The sequence below is a fragment of the Vibrio sp. 1159 genome (assembly GCF_033340395.1).
Taxonomy (GTDB): domain Bacteria; phylum Pseudomonadota; class Gammaproteobacteria; order Enterobacterales; family Vibrionaceae; genus Vibrio; species Vibrio alginolyticus.
On record NZ_JAWOWL010000042.1, the window covers coordinates 1 to 21,912 of the forward strand.

At 47.2% G+C, this 21,912-nt stretch carries 22 protein-coding genes, 1 pseudogene and 1 riboswitch; of the genes and pseudogenes, 15 read left to right on the plus strand and 8 right to left on the minus strand.

Annotated elements, in window-relative coordinates; genetic code table 11:
- Window positions 1-358 precede the first annotated feature (358 nt).
- Window positions 359-883: a DUF3087 domain-containing protein gene (locus tag R7127_RS22720; RefSeq protein WP_172563683.1), complete on the minus strand. Its 525-nt coding sequence runs from the start codon at window positions 881-883 to the stop codon at window positions 359-361.
- A 160-nt stretch (window positions 884-1,043) separates the two neighbouring features.
- On the opposite strand from R7127_RS22720, the gene trmY reads away from it, so the two are divergent.
- Window positions 1,044-1,643 carry a tRNA (pseudouridine(54)-N(1))-methyltransferase TrmY gene (gene trmY / locus R7127_RS22725; RefSeq protein ID WP_005374282.1) on the plus strand — a complete coding sequence of 200 codons (600 nt, stop codon included), beginning with the start codon at window positions 1,044-1,046 and terminating at the stop codon, window positions 1,641-1,643.
- Between the two features lie 77 nt (window positions 1,644-1,720).
- Here trmY and R7127_RS22730 read toward each other — a convergent pair whose 3' ends face one another.
- Window positions 1,721-3,064 carry a TldD/PmbA family protein gene (locus tag R7127_RS22730; protein WP_053304013.1) on the minus strand — a complete coding sequence of 448 codons (1,344 nt, stop codon included), beginning with the start codon at window positions 3,062-3,064 and terminating at the stop codon, window positions 1,721-1,723.
- Window positions 3,064-4,449, minus strand: a complete 1,386-nt coding sequence (locus tag R7127_RS22735; protein ID WP_031780818.1) for a TldD/PmbA family protein — start codon at window positions 4,447-4,449, stop codon at window positions 3,064-3,066. Before R7127_RS22735 ends, R7127_RS22730 begins: the two co-directional genes overlap by 1 nt.
- Before the next feature lie 311 nt (window positions 4,450-4,760).
- Window positions 4,761-4,868, plus strand: a riboswitch (TPP riboswitch).
- Between the two features lie 97 nt (window positions 4,869-4,965).
- Here R7127_RS22735 and thiD point away from each other — a divergent pair.
- From thiD to R7127_RS22775, 8 genes and pseudogenes are all read left to right on the plus strand, one after another.
- Window positions 4,966-5,823 carry a bifunctional hydroxymethylpyrimidine kinase/phosphomethylpyrimidine kinase gene (gene thiD, locus R7127_RS22740; protein ID WP_005383329.1) on the plus strand — a complete coding sequence of 286 codons (858 nt, stop codon included), beginning with the start codon at window positions 4,966-4,968 and terminating at the stop codon, window positions 5,821-5,823.
- Window positions 5,813-6,568 carry an ABC transporter ATP-binding protein gene (locus R7127_RS22745; protein ID WP_262584793.1) on the plus strand — a complete coding sequence of 252 codons (756 nt, stop codon included), beginning with the start codon at window positions 5,813-5,815 and terminating at the stop codon, window positions 6,566-6,568. Before thiD ends, R7127_RS22745 begins: the two co-directional genes overlap by 11 nt.
- Before the next feature lie 58 nt (window positions 6,569-6,626).
- Window positions 6,627-7,361: pseudogene (locus R7127_RS22750) on the plus strand (ABC transporter permease); the annotation flags it as partial.
- Between the two features lie 47 nt (window positions 7,362-7,408).
- Window positions 7,409-8,365: an ABC transporter substrate-binding protein gene (locus R7127_RS22755; protein ID WP_155484653.1), complete on the plus strand. Its 957-nt coding sequence runs from the start codon at window positions 7,409-7,411 to the stop codon at window positions 8,363-8,365.
- Window positions 8,366-8,419: 54 nt separating this feature from the next.
- A complete protein-coding gene (gene tenA, locus R7127_RS22760) occupies window positions 8,420-9,082 on the plus strand; it encodes a thiaminase II (protein ID WP_213873616.1) in 663 nt (220 codons plus the stop codon).
- Window positions 9,083-9,100: 18 nt separating this feature from the next.
- Entirely contained in the window at window positions 9,101-9,892 is a 792-nt protein-coding gene (gene thiM, locus R7127_RS22765) for a hydroxyethylthiazole kinase (RefSeq protein WP_213915631.1), read from the plus strand.
- A gap of 61 nt (window positions 9,893-9,953) precedes the next feature.
- Window positions 9,954-10,568 carry a thiamine phosphate synthase gene (gene thiE, locus R7127_RS22770; protein ID WP_053308058.1) on the plus strand — a complete coding sequence of 205 codons (615 nt, stop codon included), beginning with the start codon at window positions 9,954-9,956 and terminating at the stop codon, window positions 10,566-10,568.
- Window positions 10,569-10,778: 210 nt separating this feature from the next.
- On the plus strand, window positions 10,779-11,504 hold the full coding sequence (locus R7127_RS22775) for a phosphatase PAP2 family protein (protein WP_258667052.1): 726 nt from the start codon (window positions 10,779-10,781) through the stop codon (window positions 11,502-11,504).
- 70 nt (window positions 11,505-11,574) lie between these two features.
- Here the strand turns inward: R7127_RS22775 and R7127_RS22780 are convergent, their stop codons facing one another.
- Together R7127_RS22780 and R7127_RS22785 are read right to left on the minus strand one after the other, a co-directional pair.
- On the minus strand, window positions 11,575-14,022 hold the full coding sequence (locus tag R7127_RS22780; protein WP_136976749.1) for a trimethylamine-N-oxide reductase 2: 2,448 nt from the start codon (window positions 14,020-14,022) through the stop codon (window positions 11,575-11,577).
- Window positions 14,023-14,044: 22 nt separating this feature from the next.
- Window positions 14,045-15,139, minus strand: a complete 1,095-nt coding sequence (locus tag R7127_RS22785; protein WP_136976750.1) for a NapC/NirT family cytochrome c — start codon at window positions 15,137-15,139, stop codon at window positions 14,045-14,047.
- Window positions 15,140-15,409: 270 nt separating this feature from the next.
- On the opposite strand from R7127_RS22785, the gene R7127_RS22790 reads away from it, so the two are divergent.
- From R7127_RS22790 to R7127_RS22810, 5 genes are all read left to right on the plus strand, one after another.
- On the plus strand, window positions 15,410-15,925 hold the full coding sequence (locus tag R7127_RS22790) for a GNAT family N-acetyltransferase (RefSeq protein WP_005374306.1): 516 nt from the start codon (window positions 15,410-15,412) through the stop codon (window positions 15,923-15,925).
- 9 nt (window positions 15,926-15,934) lie between these two features.
- A complete protein-coding gene (locus tag R7127_RS22795; RefSeq protein WP_136976751.1) occupies window positions 15,935-16,666 on the plus strand; it encodes a glucose 1-dehydrogenase in 732 nt (243 codons plus the stop codon).
- A gap of 1 nt (window position 16,667) precedes the next feature.
- Window positions 16,668-17,138, plus strand: a complete 471-nt coding sequence (locus R7127_RS22800) for a GNAT family N-acetyltransferase (RefSeq protein ID WP_025768770.1) — start codon at window positions 16,668-16,670, stop codon at window positions 17,136-17,138.
- A gap of 119 nt (window positions 17,139-17,257) precedes the next feature.
- Complete coding sequence (locus R7127_RS22805; RefSeq protein WP_017821009.1) at window positions 17,258-17,725, plus strand: HAD family hydrolase; 468 nt, start codon at window positions 17,258-17,260, stop codon at window positions 17,723-17,725.
- A gap of 33 nt (window positions 17,726-17,758) precedes the next feature.
- Entirely contained in the window at window positions 17,759-18,286 is a 528-nt protein-coding gene (locus tag R7127_RS22810; protein WP_005374314.1) for a GNAT family N-acetyltransferase, read from the plus strand.
- Window positions 18,287-18,323: 37 nt separating this feature from the next.
- Here R7127_RS22810 and R7127_RS22815 read toward each other — a convergent pair whose 3' ends face one another.
- The 3 genes from R7127_RS22815 to R7127_RS22825 form a co-directional block, all read right to left on the minus strand.
- On the minus strand, window positions 18,324-18,914 hold the full coding sequence (locus R7127_RS22815) for a type II secretion system protein (protein WP_258516053.1): 591 nt from the start codon (window positions 18,912-18,914) through the stop codon (window positions 18,324-18,326).
- A gap of 153 nt (window positions 18,915-19,067) precedes the next feature.
- Complete coding sequence (locus R7127_RS22820; RefSeq protein WP_005459922.1) at window positions 19,068-19,355, minus strand: hypothetical protein; 288 nt, start codon at window positions 19,353-19,355, stop codon at window positions 19,068-19,070.
- Window positions 19,356-19,422: 67 nt separating this feature from the next.
- Window positions 19,423-20,322 carry a DMT family transporter gene (locus tag R7127_RS22825; RefSeq protein ID WP_025504708.1) on the minus strand — a complete coding sequence of 300 codons (900 nt, stop codon included), beginning with the start codon at window positions 20,320-20,322 and terminating at the stop codon, window positions 19,423-19,425.
- Window positions 20,323-20,414: 92 nt separating this feature from the next.
- On the opposite strand from R7127_RS22825, the gene R7127_RS22830 reads away from it, so the two are divergent.
- Window positions 20,415-21,851 (plus strand): PLP-dependent aminotransferase family protein, encoded by a 1,437-nt coding sequence (locus R7127_RS22830; RefSeq protein ID WP_172563680.1) that lies wholly within the window; start codon window positions 20,415-20,417, stop codon window positions 21,849-21,851.
- Window positions 21,852-21,912: the final 61 nt, after the last annotated feature.

The window sequence follows — 21,912 nt, forward strand, 5'->3', positions numbered from 1 at the left end:
TGTTTCCGAAGAAACTATTTGGATTATCATCAACGAGTGCCCACACAGATTGATAGGTCTATATTGTTAAAGAGCTTGCTTCGTAAGCTTTGCTATCGAAGCGGAGGCGTATTCTAAGGAATTAATTTTCAGTGTCAAACACTTTTTTAAATTAATTTTTAGAAGTTTTCTTTCGCCTTCTTGCCAACCGCTTTTGCGTTTCCGCTTTGCCCTGACAACGGAGGCGCATTATAGGGAGATGATTTTTCTTAGCAACCCCTTTTCAGAAAAAATTCAAAAAAAAGCGTCGAATGATTAAATCTCACTCAAACGCTTATTTTTAGCACTCAGTTGTTAACTTCAAGTAGCAAATAGGCAATCAATATGTGTCTATCCAAGACTCTTCAAAGCCTGTGATATCGAGACTCAGTGATTGCGCCGCTTCGATTTGCTCGATAGCCTCTAGTTCTTTATTTACACTGCTCATCGTTAATGTGTTGTTGTCTAGCTCAAACACTTGGCGTTGCGTGGTGTAATAGAACTTAAGCGTAGTGAGCGCTTTTACATCGTCATTGCTCGCGGCTGCTTTAATGCTTTTTAGTTTACGAAAGATTTTGTTGTGCAGTTGCTTGAGTTTCCAAACGTACAGCACTTCTTCCATGTATGGTCGAGTTTTAATTTGATTCAATAAAGAGAGGGAAGTTGCAACTGCGAGAACGACACCAATCAAATTCCAATGGAAATTGCCCGTTGATTGTTCTGGTACGACTTCAGTGTTGCCAAACAAAACAATCAACAAGGTACTAAAGGCAAGAGAGGAGATGGCGAGCAACGCAACAAAACCGCCAATCACAAGGTTTACTTTCTTTTTATAAATGTCTTTATTTATCTGTTTGATTTCCATATACCACTCCTAACAGGGTTGCCTCCTATTCTAGCCAGCACACCCAGCTCCACAATCGAAGCTTTGTAAGTAAGTTCACATTTGCTATTAAACTCGCATCCCTTCCCTGCTTGGGTATATACTTCCGCGCATTCACTCTTCCTATATAGAGGCTAAATTCATGCGCTCTTTTGTTTTACGAGCTCGCGCGGCGCCAACCACCAGCAAAGCACTGTTAGAAGGTGTTGGTAATGAAGCGCATACAGAGATTCTTGCTCATACCATGATGAACACTATGTTCGTTGCTCAATCGCACCGCGAAGATGTGGTTGTGCACTTGGTTTTAGAAAGCACAAAAGATTTCTCACGTACCATTACCATTCGCTCCAACGACATAACCAACATTGGCGGCTTCCATGAGTCAACTTTGATTGCAGCGGTGGCTCGCGCTTTAGACGCTTCGGTTGGTATGGGTAAAGAGCAGCTTCGTGAAGTCGAACCTGGTATCACCGTTCGTACAGTCAGCTTTGAACGCCTAGTGCAAGAACTGGCAGAAGATCACCAACTATATATGTTGGATAAAAAAGGTGAATTTGTTCGTGATGCAGAAATCGGTGGAAACCCATGTTTCTTGCTAACTGACCATATTCCGATGCCGAAGAAGTCTTTTAACAGCTTGAAGCGCCTTGGCACAGAGAAGATCAGCTTAGGTCCTAAGATGCTTTTCGCTTCTCAGTGTGTGGTATTGATCCACAATGAGTTGGACATTCGCGAATTTTAATTCTCGGGAGTTAATCACTCTATAAAAGAAAGAGGACTCCATTGAGTCCTCTTTTTGTTTCTATAGGAATGCTAAGTTTACTTACCACCAATGCTCAAGCGTGCAAACCGAACGTCTGGCGAGAAGAAAGTGCGGCTATCGTTAATTAACTGAGTATCACCCACAGCCTCAACTTCTTGCAGCATCTTGTAGAAGTTACCCGCTACAGTGATACCACGCACTGGTTGAACGCGCTCACCATCACGGCACAAGAAGCCACTCGCACCAAATGAGAAATCACCACTCACTGCATCCGCACCAGAATGGACACCTTGAAGTTCGACTAACTCTAGGTACTCACCCGCTTTTACTTCTGATGCACTGCTGTTACCTGTCGCAATCACTTTGTGATTTGCTGATACATCTAAGCTTGATTTTGCACCGCGAGCCGCACTTGCTGTCGAGACTGCGCCCAAGTAACTTGCAGTCTGGCTGTTGTGTAACAAGGTTTTCAACTCACCATTAGCAATCATCACATTGTCTTGAGTAGCAAAGCCTTCACTATCAAAACTTGCGATTGCCATACCATTTGGCATGTAAGCCGTATCAGTAAAGGTAATCAAATCACTCGCAACACGTTGACCAAGCTTATCACCCAGTGGCGTAATACCTTTCATCGCGCTTACGCCAGAGAAAGCACTGCCGAAAGCACCGAATAAACTTGCTAGCGCATTGATGTGGAAGATAGCAGGGTAGTTACCCGTCGCAACCGGTGCGCCTTCAAGAAGATCGCGAGCAAGGTTGTAGCCACCTTCGATACAGTAAGCTGGATTCAACTCATCAAAACGGCGACCCAGTGACATTCTACCCGCCATTGACTGTTTGCCGTCTTTTTCAAACAAGGTATACGCGTAACAAGTGAACGAGCGCTCGAAGTGTTGACACAATGTGCCTTGAGTATTGGCAATGATCAGTTGTGTTTCGCCATCGCTGTAACCATTGTAAGGTGCGCTAGAGGCGTGAGGCAGAGCTACTACACCTTGCTCAAGTGCGAGAGACAGTTCGATTTTTTCGTCAACAGAAGTTGTATCTTCTTGCGCAATCTCAGCAACATCAGTCGCGATTTGGCTGTTCACGCAGCTAATAGTCTGATGTTCATCTTGCTTGGAAAAACGAGCGCTTTGCAGTGCGTTGGTCAGCATCAAATCTAAGCTTGGTTGCTCTAAAGACTCAGAATAGCTTGTTGCAACGCGCGCATCTTTCACAACACGAACACCCAGAACTTGGCTTGAGCTTACTTTGTACTCATCCAGCTTTCCTTGGTTCGCTTTCAAAGAAAAGCTGCTGTTACGATTTACAATGACGTCCGCTTCTGCACCTTGGCGTTTTGCTTCTGATAGGACGTAATCAACCGCATTAAGAAGTTGTTGTTCTTGGCTCATTAGTTACCGCCTCCTACCAGAATGTTATCGACTTTCAGCGTTGGCTGACCGACTGTTGTTGGCACTGAACCACTCACGGAACCACACATGCCCGGCGCAAGCGCCATGTCTTTGCCGACCATGCTGATTTCTTTCAACACTTTTGGACCCGTGCTGATCAGCGTTGCTGTTTTTAGAGGCTTAGTGATTTTGCCATTTTCAATGAGATAAGCTTCACGAACAGCAAAGTTAAACTCACCCGTACCCGGTTGAACCGAGCCACCGCCCATCTTCTTCGCATAGATACCACGCTCGATGCCTGCCAGCATGTCATCAAGTGAATGCTCGCCTTCTTCGATAAAGGTGTTACGCATACGCGAGGTTGGTGCAAACTTGTAGTTTTGACGACGACCAGAACCCGTAGGTTCGTAACCTGTCTTCATGCCACCCATTTTATCGACCATAAAGCTGGTTAGCTTACCGTCTTTGATCAATTGAGTGCGCTGAGTCTTCATGCCTTCGTCATCAACATGAATCGAGCCCCATTCGTTGGTCATGGTGCCATCATCGACTGCATTCACTGCGGTATGAGCAACCATTTCGCCCATCTTGTCGTGGAATACGGACGCTTTCTTAGCAACCGAAGTGGTTTCGAGTAAGTGACCACAAGCTTCGTGGAAGATTACGCCGCCAAAGCCGTTACCAATCACTACTGGCATTTCACCCGATGGACAAGCATCGGCGCCAAGTTTCACCAACGCTTGCTGCGCGATAGTTTGACCTAGCTCTTTCGCATCAAGCTGTTCACTGAACTCCCAACCAGCAAGAGCGCCAGGACCTTCCATACCAGAAGACTGCTCATTACCTTTTTGAGCGACAGTATTACCAGCAACTCGGATGTAGTGACGAGTATCGTCAACGTGTAGACCTTCTGAATTGAAGATAGACACTTGCTGTTCGCGCTGAAGCACGCTGCCAATAAACTGGCTGATATGCTCACTCTCAGCACGTGCGGCTTGGTCAACTTTCAATAGAAACGCGATTTTTGAATCTAGGTTAGCATCCTTACTTAGTGGCATGCGGCAACCATGTTGGATTGGGTAGCGGTTCAAATTCAAAGAACCCGCTGACGCGATTTGCTCACGCTTGTCTTTTGCAGCAAGCAGCGAGGTTACGCGCTTTAGTTCGGCTTCATCTGTGCTGTTGGTGTAACCGTAAAGCACCTTATGACCGAAAAAAAGACGAATACCGATACCAAAATCGATACCCGAGTTAACCTTATCCACTTCACCAGATGCGATCTGGACAGTGTTGGTTTGGTGATGTTCAACGAATAGTTCAGCGAAATCAGCCCCCAAAAAGAGCGCATGATCGATCACTGACTTCGCTGTTACAGAATTAAGCATGAAGTCTCCTTGCTCGATGATCGTCTTAGCCTTCCTAATTAACTGTGAAAAAGTTCAACAAAGTTAAATTGGCAACACGTTAAATTTTAACAGTTTTTTAACCTTGTTTTGTGCTAATCCTTGCTTAACGAGACCACGATTATTTATTAAATATTCCAGGTTCTGCTCATTCACCAGAGCGTTGCACTAGTAAATTCCACCCAGCAAACCATTTAGGTGCTTACTTTACCACTCACCTCGCATAATTGAATACTCATTATAATTACGCTCAAAAAACGTATCCCTTCCGCAATGGTCCTGCTATCATCCGAACGAAATAGTCGGGGGGCCACACGACAAGTGTTGGCTGAGATCGAAATTCGAGACCCGTTGAACCTGATTCAGTTAGCACTGACGTAGGGAACTATGCACACTTTGCCTTTCGTCGCCCCTCTTAGGTAAGCGATAGCGATCGAAAAATCGATCTATCTGCAACGGTCAAAGTCAGTTCCTATACGTCTTGTAGTAGGAGCGACCATGACGCAGCAATCACAACCTCATTCACATCACACGCCAGCCTTGCCTACCCCTATCGTATTGACCATCGCGGGCTCAGACAGTGGTGGCGGTGCAGGTATTCAAGCCGACATCAAAGCGATGTCCGCAACCGGCAGTTTTGCTTGCTCGGTAATCACGGCGATTACTTCGCAAAATACCCAAGGCGTTTCTGCGATTTTCCCCATTCCTCTCGACCATGTAGAGAGCCAACTTGATGCAGTATTTACCGACCTCAACATCGTTGCAGTCAAAGTGGGCATGCTGGCCGATTCCAACATCATCAAAGTCGTTGCAGACAAAATTAAGCAATACCAGCCAAAACACCTCGTGATTGACCCTGTAATGGTGGCCACTAGCGGTGATCTATTACTGGAACAGTCGGCAATCAGCACTTTAAAAGAAGAATTGATTCCGCTCGCAGACATCATTACCCCTAACCTACCCGAAGGCGCAGCATTGACGGGTAAGCCAATGCCTCAATCAGAATCTGAAATGAACGATATGATTACCGACCTTCGTGCGCTTGGCGCCAAAGCTATTCTGCTCAAAGGCGGTCACCTTGAAGAAAATGAAAACAGCAACGATCTGCTTATCATGCAAGACAGTGCCGAGTTAATCAGCGCTAAACGCTTTCCAACCAAAAACACTCATGGCACAGGCTGCACGCTGTCTTCTGCTATCGCGTCTTATCTTGGCCAAGGCAACAACCTACACAAAGCGGTGCACCTGGGTAAGCAGTACATCAGCCAAGCTATCGCACACGCTGATGAATTGGATGTAGGTAAAGGCCATGGCCCTGTGAACCACTTTTTTGCGGGTCATACTTATGTTCGCTAACGCGATTGGCATTCAGCTTTCCGATGCTAGTCTGCGATACAAAGATAGCCAAACACCGACTTTAGCAGGAATGAACATGACCATTCCCGTCGGTAAATGGACGGTATTACTCGGACGAAGTGGCTGCGGGAAAACCACAATATTGCGTTACTTAGCTGGCCTGCTGGATGACCAAGTTGACTGGCATGGCGAACTCATCACAACGGATGGCGCTGCACTGCATGACCGTATCGCTTACATGGCTCAGCAGGATTTATTGCTACCGTGGTTGAATGTGTTAGACAACGTCTGCCTCAGTTCTCGATTTTCTCAAGAGCAAGCACCAGAGAAAAATAGACAACGTGCACTGATTTTACTAAGCCAAGTGGGACTCGCCGATTACGCGGATGCTAAGCCAGCTCAGCTCTCTGGCGGCATGAGACAACGTGTTGCCCTTGCTCGCACTCTGATGCAAGACAAGCCTCTGGTTCTGATGGATGAGCCTTTCTCTGCGTTGGACGCGGTTACTCGCCATAAGTTGCAGACCTTGTCTGCCGAATTACTGAAAGATAAGACCGTTGTTCTTATTACCCACGACCCACAAGAAGCGGTGCGATTAGCTCACCAACTCTATGTACTGCAAGGTACGCCTGCGCAAGCTCAGCACTTGGTTGTTCCGGATTCCAAGCCACCACGAGTTCTCGATGGAGAGTGCGCCGCGCTTCAACAAGCGATTTTGGATCAATTGGAGAAAGGCTATGAGTGATATGACTCAGTACAACTCCGTTTCGGCACGCGTTAGTAAAAAAGAACGCGTGACCCATCCGGCTCTACGCTTAGTTATCAGCACAACGGTGATCTTGGGATTGTGGCAGATGGTTGTTGTGGTATTCGACATGCCAAGCTTCATCTTACCTTCACCAATTGAAGTGCTGGATAGATTAGTCACTCGTTACGATGTTCTGCTCAAACATACTTGGGTTACCGCGCAAGAGATTTTACTTGGCTTGGCGCTTGGATTATCAATGGGTTTGCTGTTCGCATTGCAAATGCTGATGTTCGAGCCGCTGAAGCGTTGGTTACTGCCAATTCTGATTGCTAGCCAAGCGATCCCTGTATTCGCTATCGCGCCAGTGCTCATGCTTTGGCTGGGTTACGGCATTGCATCGAAAGTAGTCATGGCGGCGATCATCATCTTTTTCCCCGTCACGACATGTTGCTATGACGGCTTGCGCAATACGCCAACAGGTTACCTCGACCTTGCCAAGACCATGGGCGCGTCTAAATGGCAGCTACTTCGTCATATTCAATTGCCAGCCGCCCTACCAACTTTAGCCTCAGGTATTCGTGTTGCCGTCGTTATTGCGCCAATTGGAGCAGTGGTCGGTGAGTGGGTAGGTTCAAGTGAAGGCTTGGGTTATCTGATGCTCCAAGCTAACGCTCGCATGATCATTGATGAGATGTTTGCGGCGCTGTTTATCCTCGCCGTGCTGTCTATCGCACTCTACTTCATCACCGATAAATTATTGAAAAAAGCCATCCCTTGGGAAAGCAAGTAATTGCCGAAAATAACCAAAGGAAATTGGGAAAGAAAAGGAAGAACCCCGTGAATAAAAACAAACTTATGAGCGCTGCTGCTCTTGCTCTACTCGCTTCAGTGGTATCAACCAACGTCCTTGCCGCTGAAAAAGAGATGACACTGATGTTGGATTGGTTCGTCAATCCAAACCATGGTCCTATCGTGATTGCCAAAGAGCGCGGTTACTTCAAAGAACAAGGTTTGAAGGTCAACATTCAAGAGCCAGCAGATCCAAGTACACCACCTAAGTTGGTCGCTGCTGGCAAGGTCGACATGGCGATTTCATACCAACCGAGCCTAACTATCGATGTCGCAGCTGGTTTGCCACTAATCCGCTCTGCGACTTTGATTGCTACGCCACTCAACACTCTGATGGTGTTGGATAACGGTAAGAATGAAAACCTTGGCGACTTGAAAGGCAAGAAGATCGGTATTGCGATCGCAGGCAACGAAGAAGCGACAATCGGCACCATGCTAACTCAAGAGAACGTGAAGTTTTCTGACGTACAAATCATCAACGTAGGTTGGGCGCTGTCTTCGTCTCTTGCGTCTGGAAAGGTGGATGCGATTTGGGGCGGTCTACGTAACTTCGAAACCAACCAACTGGCACTAGAAGGTTATAAAGCTAAGGCCTTCTTCCCTGAAGAACACGGAGTACCAGCGTATGACGAGTTAGTCTTCGTAGCCAATGCAAAAACCTACGACAAAGAAGCCATCAAGGCATTCAACAAAGCACTAGAGCAAGCGACTACTTACATCGTCAACCATCCGAAAGAGTCCTGGAAAGAGTTTGTCGCTTACTCACCAGACACCCTCAACAACGAGCTTAACCAACGCGCTTGGAATGACACGCTAACTCGGTTCGCTCTTCGTCCATCTGCAGTAGATCTGAAACGCTACGATGATTATGCGCGGTTCATGTATTCACAAAAAATCATCGAAACACTGCCAAAAGCGAAAGATTACGTACCGAGCTTTGACTAATTCTACTGACCTTAGGATCTAAGCCTAGGGTCTTTTGATAACGAGATACCCATAATGAAATACCAAGATTTGATCGACGCTTGCCACCAAGATTGGCAAGAATACACTGAGCATGCTTTCGTGCAGCAATTGGCGCAAGGCACTCTGGCTCAGCCTTGTTTTCTACATTACCTAAAGCAGGATTTTCTGTTCCTAAAACAGTACGCACGAGCTTACGCATTAGCGATCTACAAAGCACGTACTTTGGATGACATGCGCCGTGCCCTACCAAGCGTACATGCATTGCTAGATTCTGAAATCGCCCATCACGTGACTTACTGTGAGCAATGGGGACTGACGGAATCCGACTTAGAAAATGAGCCAGAAGACTTCGGCACGGTAGCTTATACCCGTTACGTATTAGATGCTGGCATGACTGGCGATCTTGTTGATCTTTACGCAGCACTTGCTCCTTGCTCTATCGGTTATGCCGTTATCGGTAAGATGCTGATTGAAGATGAAAAGACAGTAATCGAAGGCAACCCATACGCAAGTTGGATCAAACTCTACGGTGGTGAAGAGTTCCAATCTGGTGTCGCAAAAGGTACAGAACACTTTAACCAGTTATTGGCGGAAATCGACATCAATAGCCAGCGTGGCCAAAACCTGATTCAGGTATTCAAAACCGCAACGCGTATGGAAGTGGCATTCTGGCAACAAGGTCTGAACGCTCAGTAAGATTAATCGGAGAGTCTCATGTTAATTGAACAAATCACCCAAGCATTAACCGCAGTACGCCAGCAAAAGCCATTAGTCGTCAACATCACTAACTACGTGGTGATGAATAACTCAGCAAACGCACTATTGGCCATCGGAGCTTCTCCAATCATGGCGCACTCCAAACAAGAGATGGCAGAGATGATGTCGTTCGCTGGCGCACTGGTTATCAACATCGGTACCCTAGACAGCGTTTGGACACCGCGCATGAGCTATGCCGTAGAGCAAGCCAATGCCAACGGTAAAATCGTTGTACTCGACCCTGTCGGTTGCGGAGCAAGCTCACTACGTACCGAGACATCACGTGAGATCGCACGCCTTGCCGACAAGTTGATCATTCGTGGTAACGCCTCAGAAATCATCGGTCTCGCTGGCGAACAAGCACAAAGCAAAGGCGTCGATGCGTTAGACAGCAGCGACGCAGCACTTGGCGCAGCGAACTTCTTAGTCTCAGAGTATGGTGCAAGCGTGGTAATTTCTGGCGAGACTGATTACATCGTCACGAAAGGGCAAACCGTGCAGCTAAACAACGGTCACGAGATGATGCCATACGTAACAGGAATGGGCTGTACGCTCACGGCACTAACGGGCGCTTTTGCTGCCGTTGGTGATGACACTGGTCTCGCAGCAGCAGCGGTACTAGGTGTTGTTGGCGAGATTGCAGCGGAACAAGCTCGTGGTCCAGGCAGTCTGCAAATGAACCTGTTGGATGAGCTTTACCAACTGGATGAAGAAACACTGGCAAAACGCCTAAAACTCCAAGTGAGTTAAGCTTTCTCTAACAAATACCGGCCTCTCACTCCCTGTAGATGAGAGGCCCAAAGGAAACAAAATGAACGCCTATCGTTTATATTTGGTCACCGATGACCAACAAGATTTAGCCACACTAAAGCGTGTTGTGAGAAAAGCCGTGGAAGGTGGCGTGACCATGGTACAAGTCCGCGAAAAACACGGCGATGTGCGTGCGTTTATCGAACGTGCTCAAGCCGTGAAAGACATCCTTAAAGATACCAATGTGCCTTTGATCATCAATGACCGCGTTGATGTTGCACTGGCAGTTGATGCCGATGGGGTTCACCTCGGGCATTCAGACATGCCCGCAACTATCGCTCGTGAGTTGATTGGACCAAACAAAATCCTCGGCTTATCCATCGAAAATGAAGAGCAGCTTGCAGAAGCGGACTCTCTTCCGATTGATTACATCGGCTTGAGCGCAATCTTCGCGACGCCGACCAAAACCAACACCAAGAAGTTCTGGGGTATTGATGGCTTGAAGATGGCGTTAGAGACGACTTCACTGCCGATTGTTGCCATTGGCGGCATTAACGAAAGTAACATTCCGCAACTCAGCGCCACTGGTGTTCATGGCTTAGCTTTGGTTTCAGCGATTTGCCACGCAGAAGATCCAAAAGCCGCATCGGAATATTTATTAGGGTTGATGAGCTAACCTTGCTCACGCCTGAACAAAGCGCTTATGGATGAGCGCGTTTGCCTTTCAGTACTTTCAACAACCTCTCCTTTCACAACGAAGAGCTGCAATGTCACTTTCACGCTCGAATTGACAGAGCGTTGATAAGTTTTTCACGCCAGATAACGTAAGATAAGCCCCTTATTTTCACGTGGTTGAATAACCCTCAATAAAAACAAAACGCTCTCAATGAAAACCAAAAAATATGGATTGATGATGCTCGCCTTGTTTGTTCTTGGCATCATCCCAATGTCGCTGTTTGGCTCTTATCACAATCTCACTTCACAGGTGCCGGAAAGTCTGGGTATTACTTTTACTTTGCTCACAGATTCTGCTGGTAGCAAAAGCTTTTTAATTACGTTAACACTGCTACTGCTTTCTTTATTTCGCTTTAAACCAAGTCGCATTGAGTGGATACAAAAACTCTCAATGTTAGGGTTGTTACTGGTGATTGGTTTTGCCAGCAAAACGGGGCTAAAACTGATGACAGAAAGCCCGCGTCCCTACACGGAATTGCTCGCAGCAGAACAATTGATTGAGCACCCAGACGCGTTTTATCAGTTGGATACAAAGCAGCAAGCCAACGTAATTAACCAGATTTCTGAACACGTCAGTGATTGGCGAACACGCCATTGGCAAGGCGAGAAAGACTATTCTTTCCCATCCGGCCATACGATTTTCGTTTCGATTTGTTTGGCTTTCTTTGGCGGGTTGTTCTTACAGAACAAGTGCTATATCTCTGCACTGTCATTATGGATGTGGGGAATGAGCGTCGCATATAGCCGCTTATGGCTGGGGATGCATCGCCCTGAAGATTTAATAGGCTCAGTCTTGTTTGTCGCGATTGTATTTACTTTACTCCCGACATTTCAAATTAAGAAACAGATGCCATTTGTTTCTCTCGCTTCGCGCTAATGTGAACGATTACTAGATAAAAAAGAAGCCAGCGATTCGCTGGCTTCTTGCTTTAAAACGCTACTTTTTTCTAACCATTTCTTGGTGGTTCAAACGCTGTTAGTTCTAATTCTGGGCCAGTGTATTTTTCAATACGAACCAGCGCCGAGTTCGCCGCACAGCCGTTTGCAAGTCGAGAGGTCGGAATATCCAACGTTAACACGTTACAACCGCCGTTCTTACAAATGCCGGTTTTCGGATCCAGATCCGGCCAGCCGCCTTCATGAATACACACTGAACCTTGCTTGATTCGGTCAGTCACTTCTGCACCAACCAATACTTGGCCACGGTTGTTAAACGCACGAACTAAATCGCCCGTTTTAATACCACGCGCTTTCGCATCTTCAGGGTGAATCCAAATAGGTTCACGGTTTGCAATTGCGTACTCTTCGCGAATCTTCGCGTAGTTAAACTGGCTGTGTAGACGATGCGCTGCGTGCGCGGTCATTAGCTGCAACTCGCCGTCTTTTGCATTGCCAGTGTACTCGGTTGGTGCCATCCACGTTGGGTGTGGAGGACAGTCTTCCAACTGATAACCTTCAATGGTTTTCGAGAAGATTTCGATCTTACCACTTGGTGTACCGAGTGGATTCATGATCGGGTCTTCACGGAAATCTGCGTAACGAACAAACTGTGCGTTCTTCTCGTTCCACTTCATCTCGATCAGTTGGTTATCTTCCCAGAACTTGCTGAAGTTCGGCATTGCTACGCGAGAGCCACGGCCACCTTGTTGCGCCGCCTTGTAGAAGCCGTACAGCCATTCCATTTCAGTTTTGCCTTCGGTGTATACGTCACGGCCACCCGGAGCTAGCATCTCGGCCATGTCCGCGAATACATCGAAGTCATTACGCGCTTCACCTTGCGGCTCAACCACTTGCTTCATTGGCACCAAGTGTTGGTTACTGTAGTCACCCGTCATCGTTAAGTCGTTACGCTCGAACGATGTGGTGATTGGCAGAACAATGTCCGCGTGCTTCGCAGCCGCCGTCCAGTAAGGCTCTGAAATCACGATCAGCTCAGGCTTTTGCCACGCTTTGATCAGACGGTTGGTGTCTTGGTGGTGAGTAAAGTTCGCACCACCTGCCCACCAAATCATCTTGATGTCCGGGAACGTCAGTTCATGACCGTTATGATGGTAGGATTGACCTGGGTTTTCCAACGCCTCGACAATACGCGCCACAGGGAAGCTTTGCACCGCGCCAGACACCGCCCAGTCGTTCCCCGCAGAAGAGCCGCCACCCAGCGATGCCGAAATCGCAGGAAGTACGCCAGCATCACGAGCAGGGTTACCACCGTTTGAGTAGTGGTAAGAGAAACCAAAACCACCGCCCGGTAAACCGATCTGACCCAACATCGTTGCCAGTGTAACCAGCATCCAGTGACGCTGCTCACCGTATTGTTGGCGCTGCATGCCCCAACCCGCCATCAGCATGGTGCGGTTTTTACTGAAGATGTCAGCCAGTAGCTCAAGTTGCTTCGCAGGTACGCCACAGATTTGTGATGCCCATTCTGCTGATTTTTCTACGCCGTCTTCTTCGCCCATCAGGTACGCTTCAAACTTGTCGTAACCTGCGGTGTATTTATCGAGGAAGGCTTTATCGTGCTTACCTTGTTTCACCAAGGTGTGTGCGATACCCATCATCATTGCCACGTCGGTCATTGGGTGAGGAGCAATCCACTCCGCATTCTCGCCAAAGAACTCGATGGTTTCAGAACGAATTGGGTCAATCGCAATAACCGTCTTGCCTGATTTTTTCAATTGATGGAAGAATTCAAGACCAGCACAGTCTGTTGAGCTCCACGCGATTTTTAGAGTGTTGATTGGGTTTAAGCCCCAAAGCACAACCACATCGCTGTGCTCTAATACCACTGGGTACGTGGTTTGTTGCTCGTACACTTCGATAGAGCCCACAACGTGCGGCATGATGATCTGCGCAGCACCCGTTGAGTAGTCACCCAAGTGGCCTGAATAGCCACCCGCCATGCTCATGTAACGTTGCAGCAAGGTTTGTGCTTTGTGCAGCACGCCACTTGAACGCCAGCCGTAAGAGCCTGCAAACACAGAAGCCGGGCCATATTCTTTGCGAATTCGCATGTGCTGTTCGTGGATCAGCTTGTAAGCCTCATCCCAAGACACACGCACAAACTCATCACTACCGCGCACACCTTCTGGCGACGATGGGTTTGCCAAGTAGCCTTTACGTACCACTGGGTACTTCACACGCGCCTTGGTATGCACTTGGTCAGGACCGGTGCTTTGTAGGCTGTTTGGTACCGTTTGTGGCAATGCGTTCGTGGTTGAAACCAGCTTACCGTCTTGCACTTCACACAGCATTGGGCCCATGCGGCCCGCTGTCAAAATGCCCTTGCCACGCTGGTTTGAAGACGCAACAGACATAGGTGCAAATGAAGTGAATGCCATTGCACCAGCCGCCATACCAGTGCCTTTTAGAAATCCGCGACGGGTCATATTAGTCATAATCTTATCCTTCTATTTATCGTTAGTGACCAACCACATCTTTCGCGTGGTGCTGGAAGAACTTGGTTAGAATTTCTAGGTTCTCGGCTGAAATATCAGTTCGATCACCCATACTTTTCGCTACCGGTCCCCATGCATTCACTGTGAAGTGATTTGAAGGAATTTTCGCGTGACAAGTTGCACAGTAAACGTTGTCCAACTCTTCTGCGTATGACCATACGGGTTCAAGCGTGTCTACAACTGGAGAATCAATAGCACCTGTTAGAGAAACCGCGCGCCATTCGTTGCCGTAAACATCTGCCTCAAATTCACCAGTTTCAAGCGCTTGTTGGCCTTGCTCTGTTAGCGTTGCAACGATGGCACGTTGACCTTCTCCCATGTAAAGCACTTGCTCTGCGCCTTTCATTTGGAATGCGTTCAACTTAACAGTGCGGTTGTCGCCTTCAGAGCTGATTACTTCCAACTTCGTCGTTGGGTTAATTTTACCCATCTCACCCATTGTGATTTCAGTCACAGGGTAAACGACTTTGGCACCAGGTGATGTTTTTGTGGTGAAGCTCATCAACGTTTCAAATGCCTTGCTGTCTAGCTCTGCTTCTGGTGCAAAGTGCGCCACACCTTTATGACAATCGATACACGTTTGAGCGTTTGCTTTCGCGTAAGCGTGCATCTTCGCCGCATCACGTGATTGCTCAAACTCTTCCATTGCATCGAAATCATGACACGAACGACACGTCGCTGAATCATTTTCACGGAACTGAGCCCATACCGTTTCAGCCATATCTTTACGATGTGCTTCATATTTCTCTGGCGTGTCGATCTTACCTGTCACAAATTCATGGTAGATGTCTTTCGACGCGCGAATTTTGGTGATCAGGTAATCCATTGGTTCTTGAGGAATATGACAGTCAGAACATTCCGCGCGAATGCCTTTCGCATTACTGAAGTGCACTGAGCCTTGGTACTCTTTGTAAGGGGTTTCCATAGAGTGGCACGAGAGACAAAATTCAGTATCTGAGGTGTAATGCATTACTGCCGCACTCCCCCCCAAAGTTAACCAGCCCACACCAATGCCGGCAGCAACCAGCAGTGCAACATATCGTTTTTTTATTGACATAATTAGCAACACTTCCAAATAAAATGTAATTATAGGTCGCAAATTACTACTTTATGGGTAGTCCTCTCTTGATCCACATCATTTCCGTGTTGCTCTGTATGCCTCAAGTATGAAATTTTGTTATTTGCATCTCAAAGATGAATATATGGCAATAATCCATTACCCAGCCAACCATTCACCACATAAATCACTTTTATGAATGCAACTATTTGATTAAACAGATAAGAGGATGAGAGACTGAATCTCCACATTGATGCAGTAAGGACACGCATGTCAGTTTATATCGAGACGCACAGAAGCCAATTAAGACCCATCAAAGCCAGTGACTGGGAACTCTTTCAACGATTACTCTCCGAACAAGAGGTTATTGCACTCTGTTTCGATCGTCCCAGCGAAACAGAAATAAGAGAAAAATTTGCTTCGCGATTATTACCATGGACCCCAAATTGCCAGCATTGGCTTTGCCTTGTAATACTCGATAAGCAATCTGAGCAACCCATCGGCATCACTGGCTTTGCTATTGAAAACGGTAAGGCAGAGGTAGGTTACTTACTTTTGCCGGAATTTCATGGCCAACAGTTTGGAACAGAAACTCTTCAAGCGCTTCTATACTGGGCAACCTCGACACATAACATCAACCACTTTTCCGCGACGGTCACTGAAGGCAATATTGCATCAGAGCGTGTCCTGATAAAATGTGGTTTCGAACTCATTGAGGTCATTCCAGACGCATACCAAATTGGTGGCAAACCCTACGCCGATAAAATCTACTCACTACATAAATAAGGACGTATTTTGAATAAAGTAGTCATCATTACCGGCGCAAGCCGAGGCATTGGAGCCGCAGCGGCAAAAAAGCTGGCCGAGCAAGGCTATCGCGTTTGCGTTAATTACCGCACTCAGCAAGAGGCCGCCGACCAAGTTGTGGCAGAAATACAAGCAAACGGTGGAAAAGCGATTGCCATCGCCGCAGACGTAGCCGATGAGAAGCAAGTGCTCTCCTTGTTTGATGAAACAGAACGTGAATTTGGTGCAGTGACGCACTTGGTCAACAACGTTGGCATCCTATTTACTCAATCGCCTTTGTCAGAAATCAGCTTGGAACGCTTTCAGAAAGTAATGAACACCAATGTGAATAGCTGTTTTCTCTGCTGTCGAGAAGCGGCGAGGCGATTCAGTGCAGGCGGTGCAATTGTGAATGTCTCCTCTGGAGCGTCGCGCTCAGGCGCGCCATTTGAGTATGTCGATTACGCCACATCAAAAGGCGCGATGGATACCTTAACTAAAGGGCTCTCGCTAGAGTTGGCAGAGCGCAATATTCGCGTCAATGGCGTTCGACCTGGTTTCATTTACACTGATATGCATGCCGACGGCGGAGAACCAAACCGAGTAGATAGACTCAGCCCTCAAATTCCTCTTAAACGCGGTGGCACGGTAGAAGAAGTGGCAAATGCGATCGCTTGGCTATTAAGTGACGAAGCCTCTTATATCACAGGATCATTTATCGATATTGCAGGGGGCAGATAGAATGCAAGTCCATATCCGACAAGCGATTCCCGATGATTTAGACGAAATTTTTCAGCTTAATTTTCAAATTAATTCACTGCATTTTGCGAATGCGCCAGAAGCCTTTGTTGCGCCATCAGAAGCTGACCGTGAATTTCTTGCACAAGCACTAGAGAACAAAGAGCGACTCTTTTTGATTGCCGAACGCGAACAGCAAATTCTCGGCTTCTTAACCGCGATGATCACCCAAAACGACACCGTCAGTTTTCTGATCAAAGACCCAATTTGTCGCGTGGGAACAATTGTTGTCGATGAAGCGCAAAAGCAGCAAGGAATCGGCCGCCAACTGCTCCTAGCCTGTGAGCAATGGGCGCGCGACGCCAATGCCACACAAATTCGATTGGAAGTGATGGAATTCAATCAGCCAGCACAGCGCTTTTACGATAATCAAGGTTTTAAAACTAACTCACGCATTATGCTGAAACATTTGTAACGATAACGACAATTAAGCGCTTTTCACGACTAAACCCACCTAAATCGCATTTATCGATGCAATTTACCCCCCTGATTTTAGAAAAAGACGATATGATGTGCGGATAAGGAGATTCGAACATGATTTATCTTTTCGATTGGGGGAACACCTTGATGGTAGATTTCCCTCACGCACAAGGAAAAATGTGCGATTGGGAACACGTAGAAGCTGTTCCTCAAGCCAGAGAAACACTGGCAATACTTTCCCAAAATCATCCCATCTACATTGCGACCAGTGCATCTGATTCCAACATGGAAGAGGTTCAGCGTGCATTTGTTCGCGTCGACTTAGACCAATACTTAAATGGCTATTTTTGTTTTGCCAACCTCGGTATCGCTAAAAACCTACCTGAGTTTTATCTCGCCATCGCAAAACAGTTAGGGGTTAACGTGAGTGGAATAACCATGGTTGGCGATTTACCTCACAAAGATATTTACCCTGCGATGAAAGCGGGCGTAAACACAATTTGGTTTAACCCAACGGGCGCTGATGCACCAGCCGAAGCCATTCCTAACCAAATTCGTTGTTTATCTGAGCTTATCCCCTAACCGTTACTAACCTGCACTAATCAAGGAAGATGAATGCAAATCAGATCCATCAAGGTGAGCGATATCGCGCGCTTCACCGCGCTGTGGAATCGAGTGTACTCCGAAGGGGAATTTTTGATTTCTCCCGCACCCGATAACGCAACGCTTCGCAGAATCCTGCAACGTGTGGAAAACGAGTCCATCCCTCAGTTTGTCGCGTTTGACCGCCAAAAACTTATCGGTAGTGTTGAAATCTACCCAGCTGAGATGTGCGGTTACGAAAGAGGGCAACGCCTTCGCGTCGGTATTCTTGGTATTCACATCGACAAAAACTACCGAGGCAAAGGATTGGGGCGGAAACTATTGGCAGTCGCGATCGCACGTGGTTGGGAATTTGGTTACGACCAAATCGCACTCTACGTATACACAACCAACACACCAGCGATTGCTTTGTATGAACGGTTTGGATTTGAACATCAGGGGGAACTTGGGGAAGTGACCTTGCCAAATGGTAAAGTCTTGATGAGTCAAAAAATGGTATTGTATAAAGCGCAAAGCCCTTCGAAAAACCCCGATTTGTAGAGTCACGATAACCGTTGTTCGCAACACTTATTCGGGATTAACACCCTTGCGTCACATACCCTCGAACAATTGAATCGTTAGAGGCTTGATTCACATAGTAGAAATAGCATGCCTCTTCTGCCAGTGTGTAACCTTGCGGCCAAATGTACACCACGCGATCAACGCCCGATTTATCTAAGAACTGATAATCAGGAATCGCGACAAAATGAGCGCTGTTTGGGTGCTGCTGACCGATGATGCAAAAATCACTGCCTTTGCACGGCACGTCAATTTTCGAGTAGCCTCTGGCAGGCAGGTCTATTTCTAATAAAGCACGAATACTGTCGGCGCTGGCTTCTGGCATGCCTTTGCGTGTTTTGACTTGTCGGTCAATGTAGTGAACGTGCTCTTGGTCGTAAGCGTTATCAATCACAGATTGAGCATGGAAGAATTTGAGAGCCGTACCTAAAGAAGACTGAGAACTGTGCAGCATCGCAGCGTATGCTTGGCGATGAATATCGAGTAGTACTGGTAAAGCAGCTAATGCGATGAAAGCCAAAGTGGTGAGCACTATGGTGATTTCCATCAGCGTAAATCCCTTTGATTTCACGTTTCCTATCTCAACTAGCCCAAGACAATAGCCCCACATCCATGTGAGACCGAGCCAATATATCGCCAATTTCTTACGATTAAAGGCCCAAGGGGTAAGAAGAGACAAACACCACTCAAACTTGAGAACAGTAGCCAAAGAGCAGTGCAACAAAACGACGCTATGTATCAGATATTAGACGGTTTTCACTCTCTAGCTATTGAGTAAAGGCACATTATTTCGCACCAGACCACGACGAACATTCGTGCACATTTTGCCAAAACGACGAATCTCATCGAATTGCGGAACAATGCCGCGCTCCATAGCCGATTCCCAATAGCTCAGCTCTGAATCCACCATTTCCAGTAACTTCTTCGGACAACCGATGCACTGCCCTTCCGGCCCACACACAAAGGTTTCCGGTTCGTAAATCGGTAGTTCAGCTTTTACTTGGTCGATGATATTACGCATCGCGGTCATTCGGTCTGGCTTTGCCGTCATCACTCTGCTCCACGGATTAAGATGAGGCAGAATTGTACTCACTGGCACGTGAATGTCCCTACCTAATTTAGGTATATTCCGTTTTGATAGCCTTTTTTATCGTCAGATCTGGTTTTTTAACCACCAAATACACCGCCGTAGCTGCTAGGACAAAGCCAGAAATGCCCATCCAATCAAACGACTCTCCAAACGCGAGCCAAGCTTGAATCGCCGTCGTTGGCGGCACTAGGTAAAACACAGACGCCACACTCGAAGACGCCCCATTTCTCACCATGTACAGCAACAATAGAATCGCCACACAAGAGAGCACGACGACCAACCACAACACGGTCAAAATAAACTCCAGTTCCCATTGCACTTGCATGGTTTCAAACTGCATCGCAACAGGCAGAAACATGATGAGCGCGGCTAAATATTGCACTGTCGCACCACCAACCATATCCACTTGTTGGCAATGTTTTTTCTGATACAGCGTCCCTAGCGTGATACCAACCAAAGCCAATAAACACAAACCAATGGCCAACACTTTGTGCTGCTCGGATTGCCACTCCATTTTGCCCATCAACACCATAGCGATACCGACAAAACCAAGAGCCAAACCCAGCCATTGCGAGGGTTTAAATTCCTCACGAACAAACGCCACCAGCAAAGCCGCGGTTAAAATCGGCTGAATGCCCACCAGCAACGAACTCAACCCCGCAGGCATACCCAAAGCGATAGCGAAATAAGTACCGCCCAGATAGAAACCGTGGATTAACGCCCCAACCACGCAGCTGTGCCAAAAATCTTTTCCTGTCGGCAACCTTCTACGCAATACCGCCACAAGAACCAAAAACAGTAAGACATTGAATGCCATACGGATAGAAAGTAGTGTCGCTGGCTCGGCATATTGCAAACCAAAACGCGCACCAACAAATCCAGAAGCCCAAAGGATGACAAATACAAAAGGGATGGCTCGGATTAACATGTTCGCCTCACTCACGCTTGTTTTATGTTTTGAGATGCTGCTAATGTAATTAGGTACAGTGTTTTCAAAAAGTGACAGATGGAAGTGTTTTTATGGGTACAGATTTATTGGGAAGCGGTGAAGGGAATAAGTACCTCGTGGTGGAAAAACACCTCAAACAAGCCATCAATGGTGGCGTTTATCAAGCGGATGATCGACTGCCCTCCATTCGCTCATTGAGCCAAGAGTTAAACGTCAGCAAAAACACCGTGATTCGTGCATATCAAGAGCTGGAAGCGCAAAACTTGGTGTACTCGGTTCCCAAATCGGGTTATCGAGTGAAAATCGCCTTGCCGACCTCTCGCTCAATTCCGGATCCGACTCGTGTGGATTTGCTCTCGATCTGTAAAGAAATCCTCACGTACCCTGAATACCAAGAGCGTTTGCCCGCTGGCTCTGCCCACCCAAACATTGATTCCCCCGCGATCAAAAGCTTGTACGCCGAGATTGGCCGTCACAGCCGCCAGCAAACGCATGTACCGAGCCATTACCAGTTGCCACCCGGTGATCACCTCTTAATTAAACAACTGGCGAAAATCACGCAAGATTTGGGCACGCCAGCCAAATTGGATGAAATCATGGTGACGCACGGCGCGCAACAAGCAATAAGCCTAGCGCTGCGCGCAACGACACAAAAAGGCGATATCGTCGCGGTGGAGTCTCCTTGTTATTTTGGCAACTTATTGATGCTCGAATCACTCGGCCTCAAAGTGGTGGAGATCCCGAGTTGCCCACGAGACGGTATGTGCCCCGAAGCCTTAGCAAAAGCAATGGCGACATGGGACATAAAAGCGATCATCGTAACACCAAACTTCACCAACCCTACTGGTGCTATGATGCCGCTAGAAAAGCGTCAACAATTGCTCTTGGCGTCCGGCAATGTTCCTATTATCGAAGACGATGTGTTTGGCGGGTTAAGTTATGATAAGCCGTTGCCAAGCTTGAGCTTGCTCGATGACAAGCAACGCGTGATTTACGTAAATTCGTTATCCAAAACACTCGATTCGCGTTTGAGAATTGGTTGGATGCTGGCGGGGAGATATCGAGATCAAATTGAGCAATATCTACTGTGTGAGAACATGGGCAGTTTGAACCTGATGCAGTCTGCCGTGGCAACGTTTCTAACGTCAGGCAAGTATCGAACGCATACTGCGCGAATGGGTCGGGTTTATCAAAACAACATGCGCCGATTTATCCAGATGCTTCATCAATACTTGGATGAATACGAATCTCTAAAAAATCGATACCAGATCAACGCCGTGCAAGGCTCGTTCTTGCTTTGGTTGCGCCTGCCCGAAGACACGGACAGTTATGCGTTGTATCAAGCGTGCAATAAGCACAGAATCAGCCTACTTCCCGGCACCGTATTTGGCACTCAAGGGCAATATCGGCATTGCGTACGCCTCAGCGTGGCAAACTTTGGTCATGAAACCGATTGGAGTCACGCGATGCAAACACTGGCAAAATTGATAGCAAAGCATGTCTGTTAACTCGCTCTTAATAAATGAACTTATGCCCACACACGCAAACAGGTAACAACAAAAAACTCCA

What these genes read in the sequence shown, in the direction of transcription:
- R7127_RS22720 (WP_172563683.1), bottom strand. Translation starts at nt 883, where the DNA reads ATGGAAATCAAACAGATAAATAAAGACATTTATAAAAAGAAAGTAAAC.
- trmY (WP_005374282.1), top strand. Translation starts at nt 1,044, where the DNA reads ATGCGCTCTTTTGTTTTACGAGCTCGCGCGGCGCCAACCACCAGCAAA.
- R7127_RS22730 (WP_053304013.1), bottom strand. Translation starts at nt 3,064, where the DNA reads ATGAGCCAAGAACAACAACTTCTTAATGCGGTTGATTACGTCCTATCA.
- R7127_RS22735 (WP_031780818.1), bottom strand. Translation starts at nt 4,449, where the DNA reads ATGCTTAATTCTGTAACAGCGAAGTCAGTGATCGATCATGCGCTCTTT.
- thiD (WP_005383329.1), top strand. Translation starts at nt 4,966, where the DNA reads ATGACGCAGCAATCACAACCTCATTCACATCACACGCCAGCCTTGCCT.
- R7127_RS22745 (WP_262584793.1), top strand. Translation starts at nt 5,813, where the DNA reads ATGTTCGCTAACGCGATTGGCATTCAGCTTTCCGATGCTAGTCTGCGA.
- tenA (WP_213873616.1), top strand. Translation starts at nt 8,420, where the DNA reads ATGAAATACCAAGATTTGATCGACGCTTGCCACCAAGATTGGCAAGAA.
- thiM (WP_213915631.1), top strand. Translation starts at nt 9,101, where the DNA reads ATGTTAATTGAACAAATCACCCAAGCATTAACCGCAGTACGCCAGCAA.
- thiE (WP_053308058.1), top strand. Translation starts at nt 9,954, where the DNA reads ATGAACGCCTATCGTTTATATTTGGTCACCGATGACCAACAAGATTTA.
- R7127_RS22775 (WP_258667052.1), top strand. Translation starts at nt 10,779, where the DNA reads ATGAAAACCAAAAAATATGGATTGATGATGCTCGCCTTGTTTGTTCTT.
- R7127_RS22780 (WP_136976749.1), bottom strand. Translation starts at nt 14,022, where the DNA reads ATGACTAATATGACCCGTCGCGGATTTCTAAAAGGCACTGGTATGGCG.
- R7127_RS22785 (WP_136976750.1), bottom strand. Translation starts at nt 15,139, where the DNA reads ATGTCAATAAAAAAACGATATGTTGCACTGCTGGTTGCTGCCGGCATT.
- R7127_RS22790 (WP_005374306.1), top strand. Translation starts at nt 15,410, where the DNA reads ATGTCAGTTTATATCGAGACGCACAGAAGCCAATTAAGACCCATCAAA.
- R7127_RS22800 (WP_025768770.1), top strand. Translation starts at nt 16,668, where the DNA reads ATGCAAGTCCATATCCGACAAGCGATTCCCGATGATTTAGACGAAATT.
- R7127_RS22805 (WP_017821009.1), top strand. Translation starts at nt 17,258, where the DNA reads ATGATTTATCTTTTCGATTGGGGGAACACCTTGATGGTAGATTTCCCT.
- R7127_RS22810 (WP_005374314.1), top strand. Translation starts at nt 17,759, where the DNA reads ATGCAAATCAGATCCATCAAGGTGAGCGATATCGCGCGCTTCACCGCG.
- R7127_RS22815 (WP_258516053.1), bottom strand. Translation starts at nt 18,914, where the DNA reads ATGTGGGGCTATTGTCTTGGGCTAGTTGAGATAGGAAACGTGAAATCA.
- R7127_RS22820 (WP_005459922.1), bottom strand. Translation starts at nt 19,355, where the DNA reads ATGACGGCAAAGCCAGACCGAATGACCGCGATGCGTAATATCATCGAC.
- R7127_RS22825 (WP_025504708.1), bottom strand. Translation starts at nt 20,322, where the DNA reads ATGTTAATCCGAGCCATCCCTTTTGTATTTGTCATCCTTTGGGCTTCT.
- R7127_RS22830 (WP_172563680.1), top strand. Translation starts at nt 20,415, where the DNA reads ATGGGTACAGATTTATTGGGAAGCGGTGAAGGGAATAAGTACCTCGTG.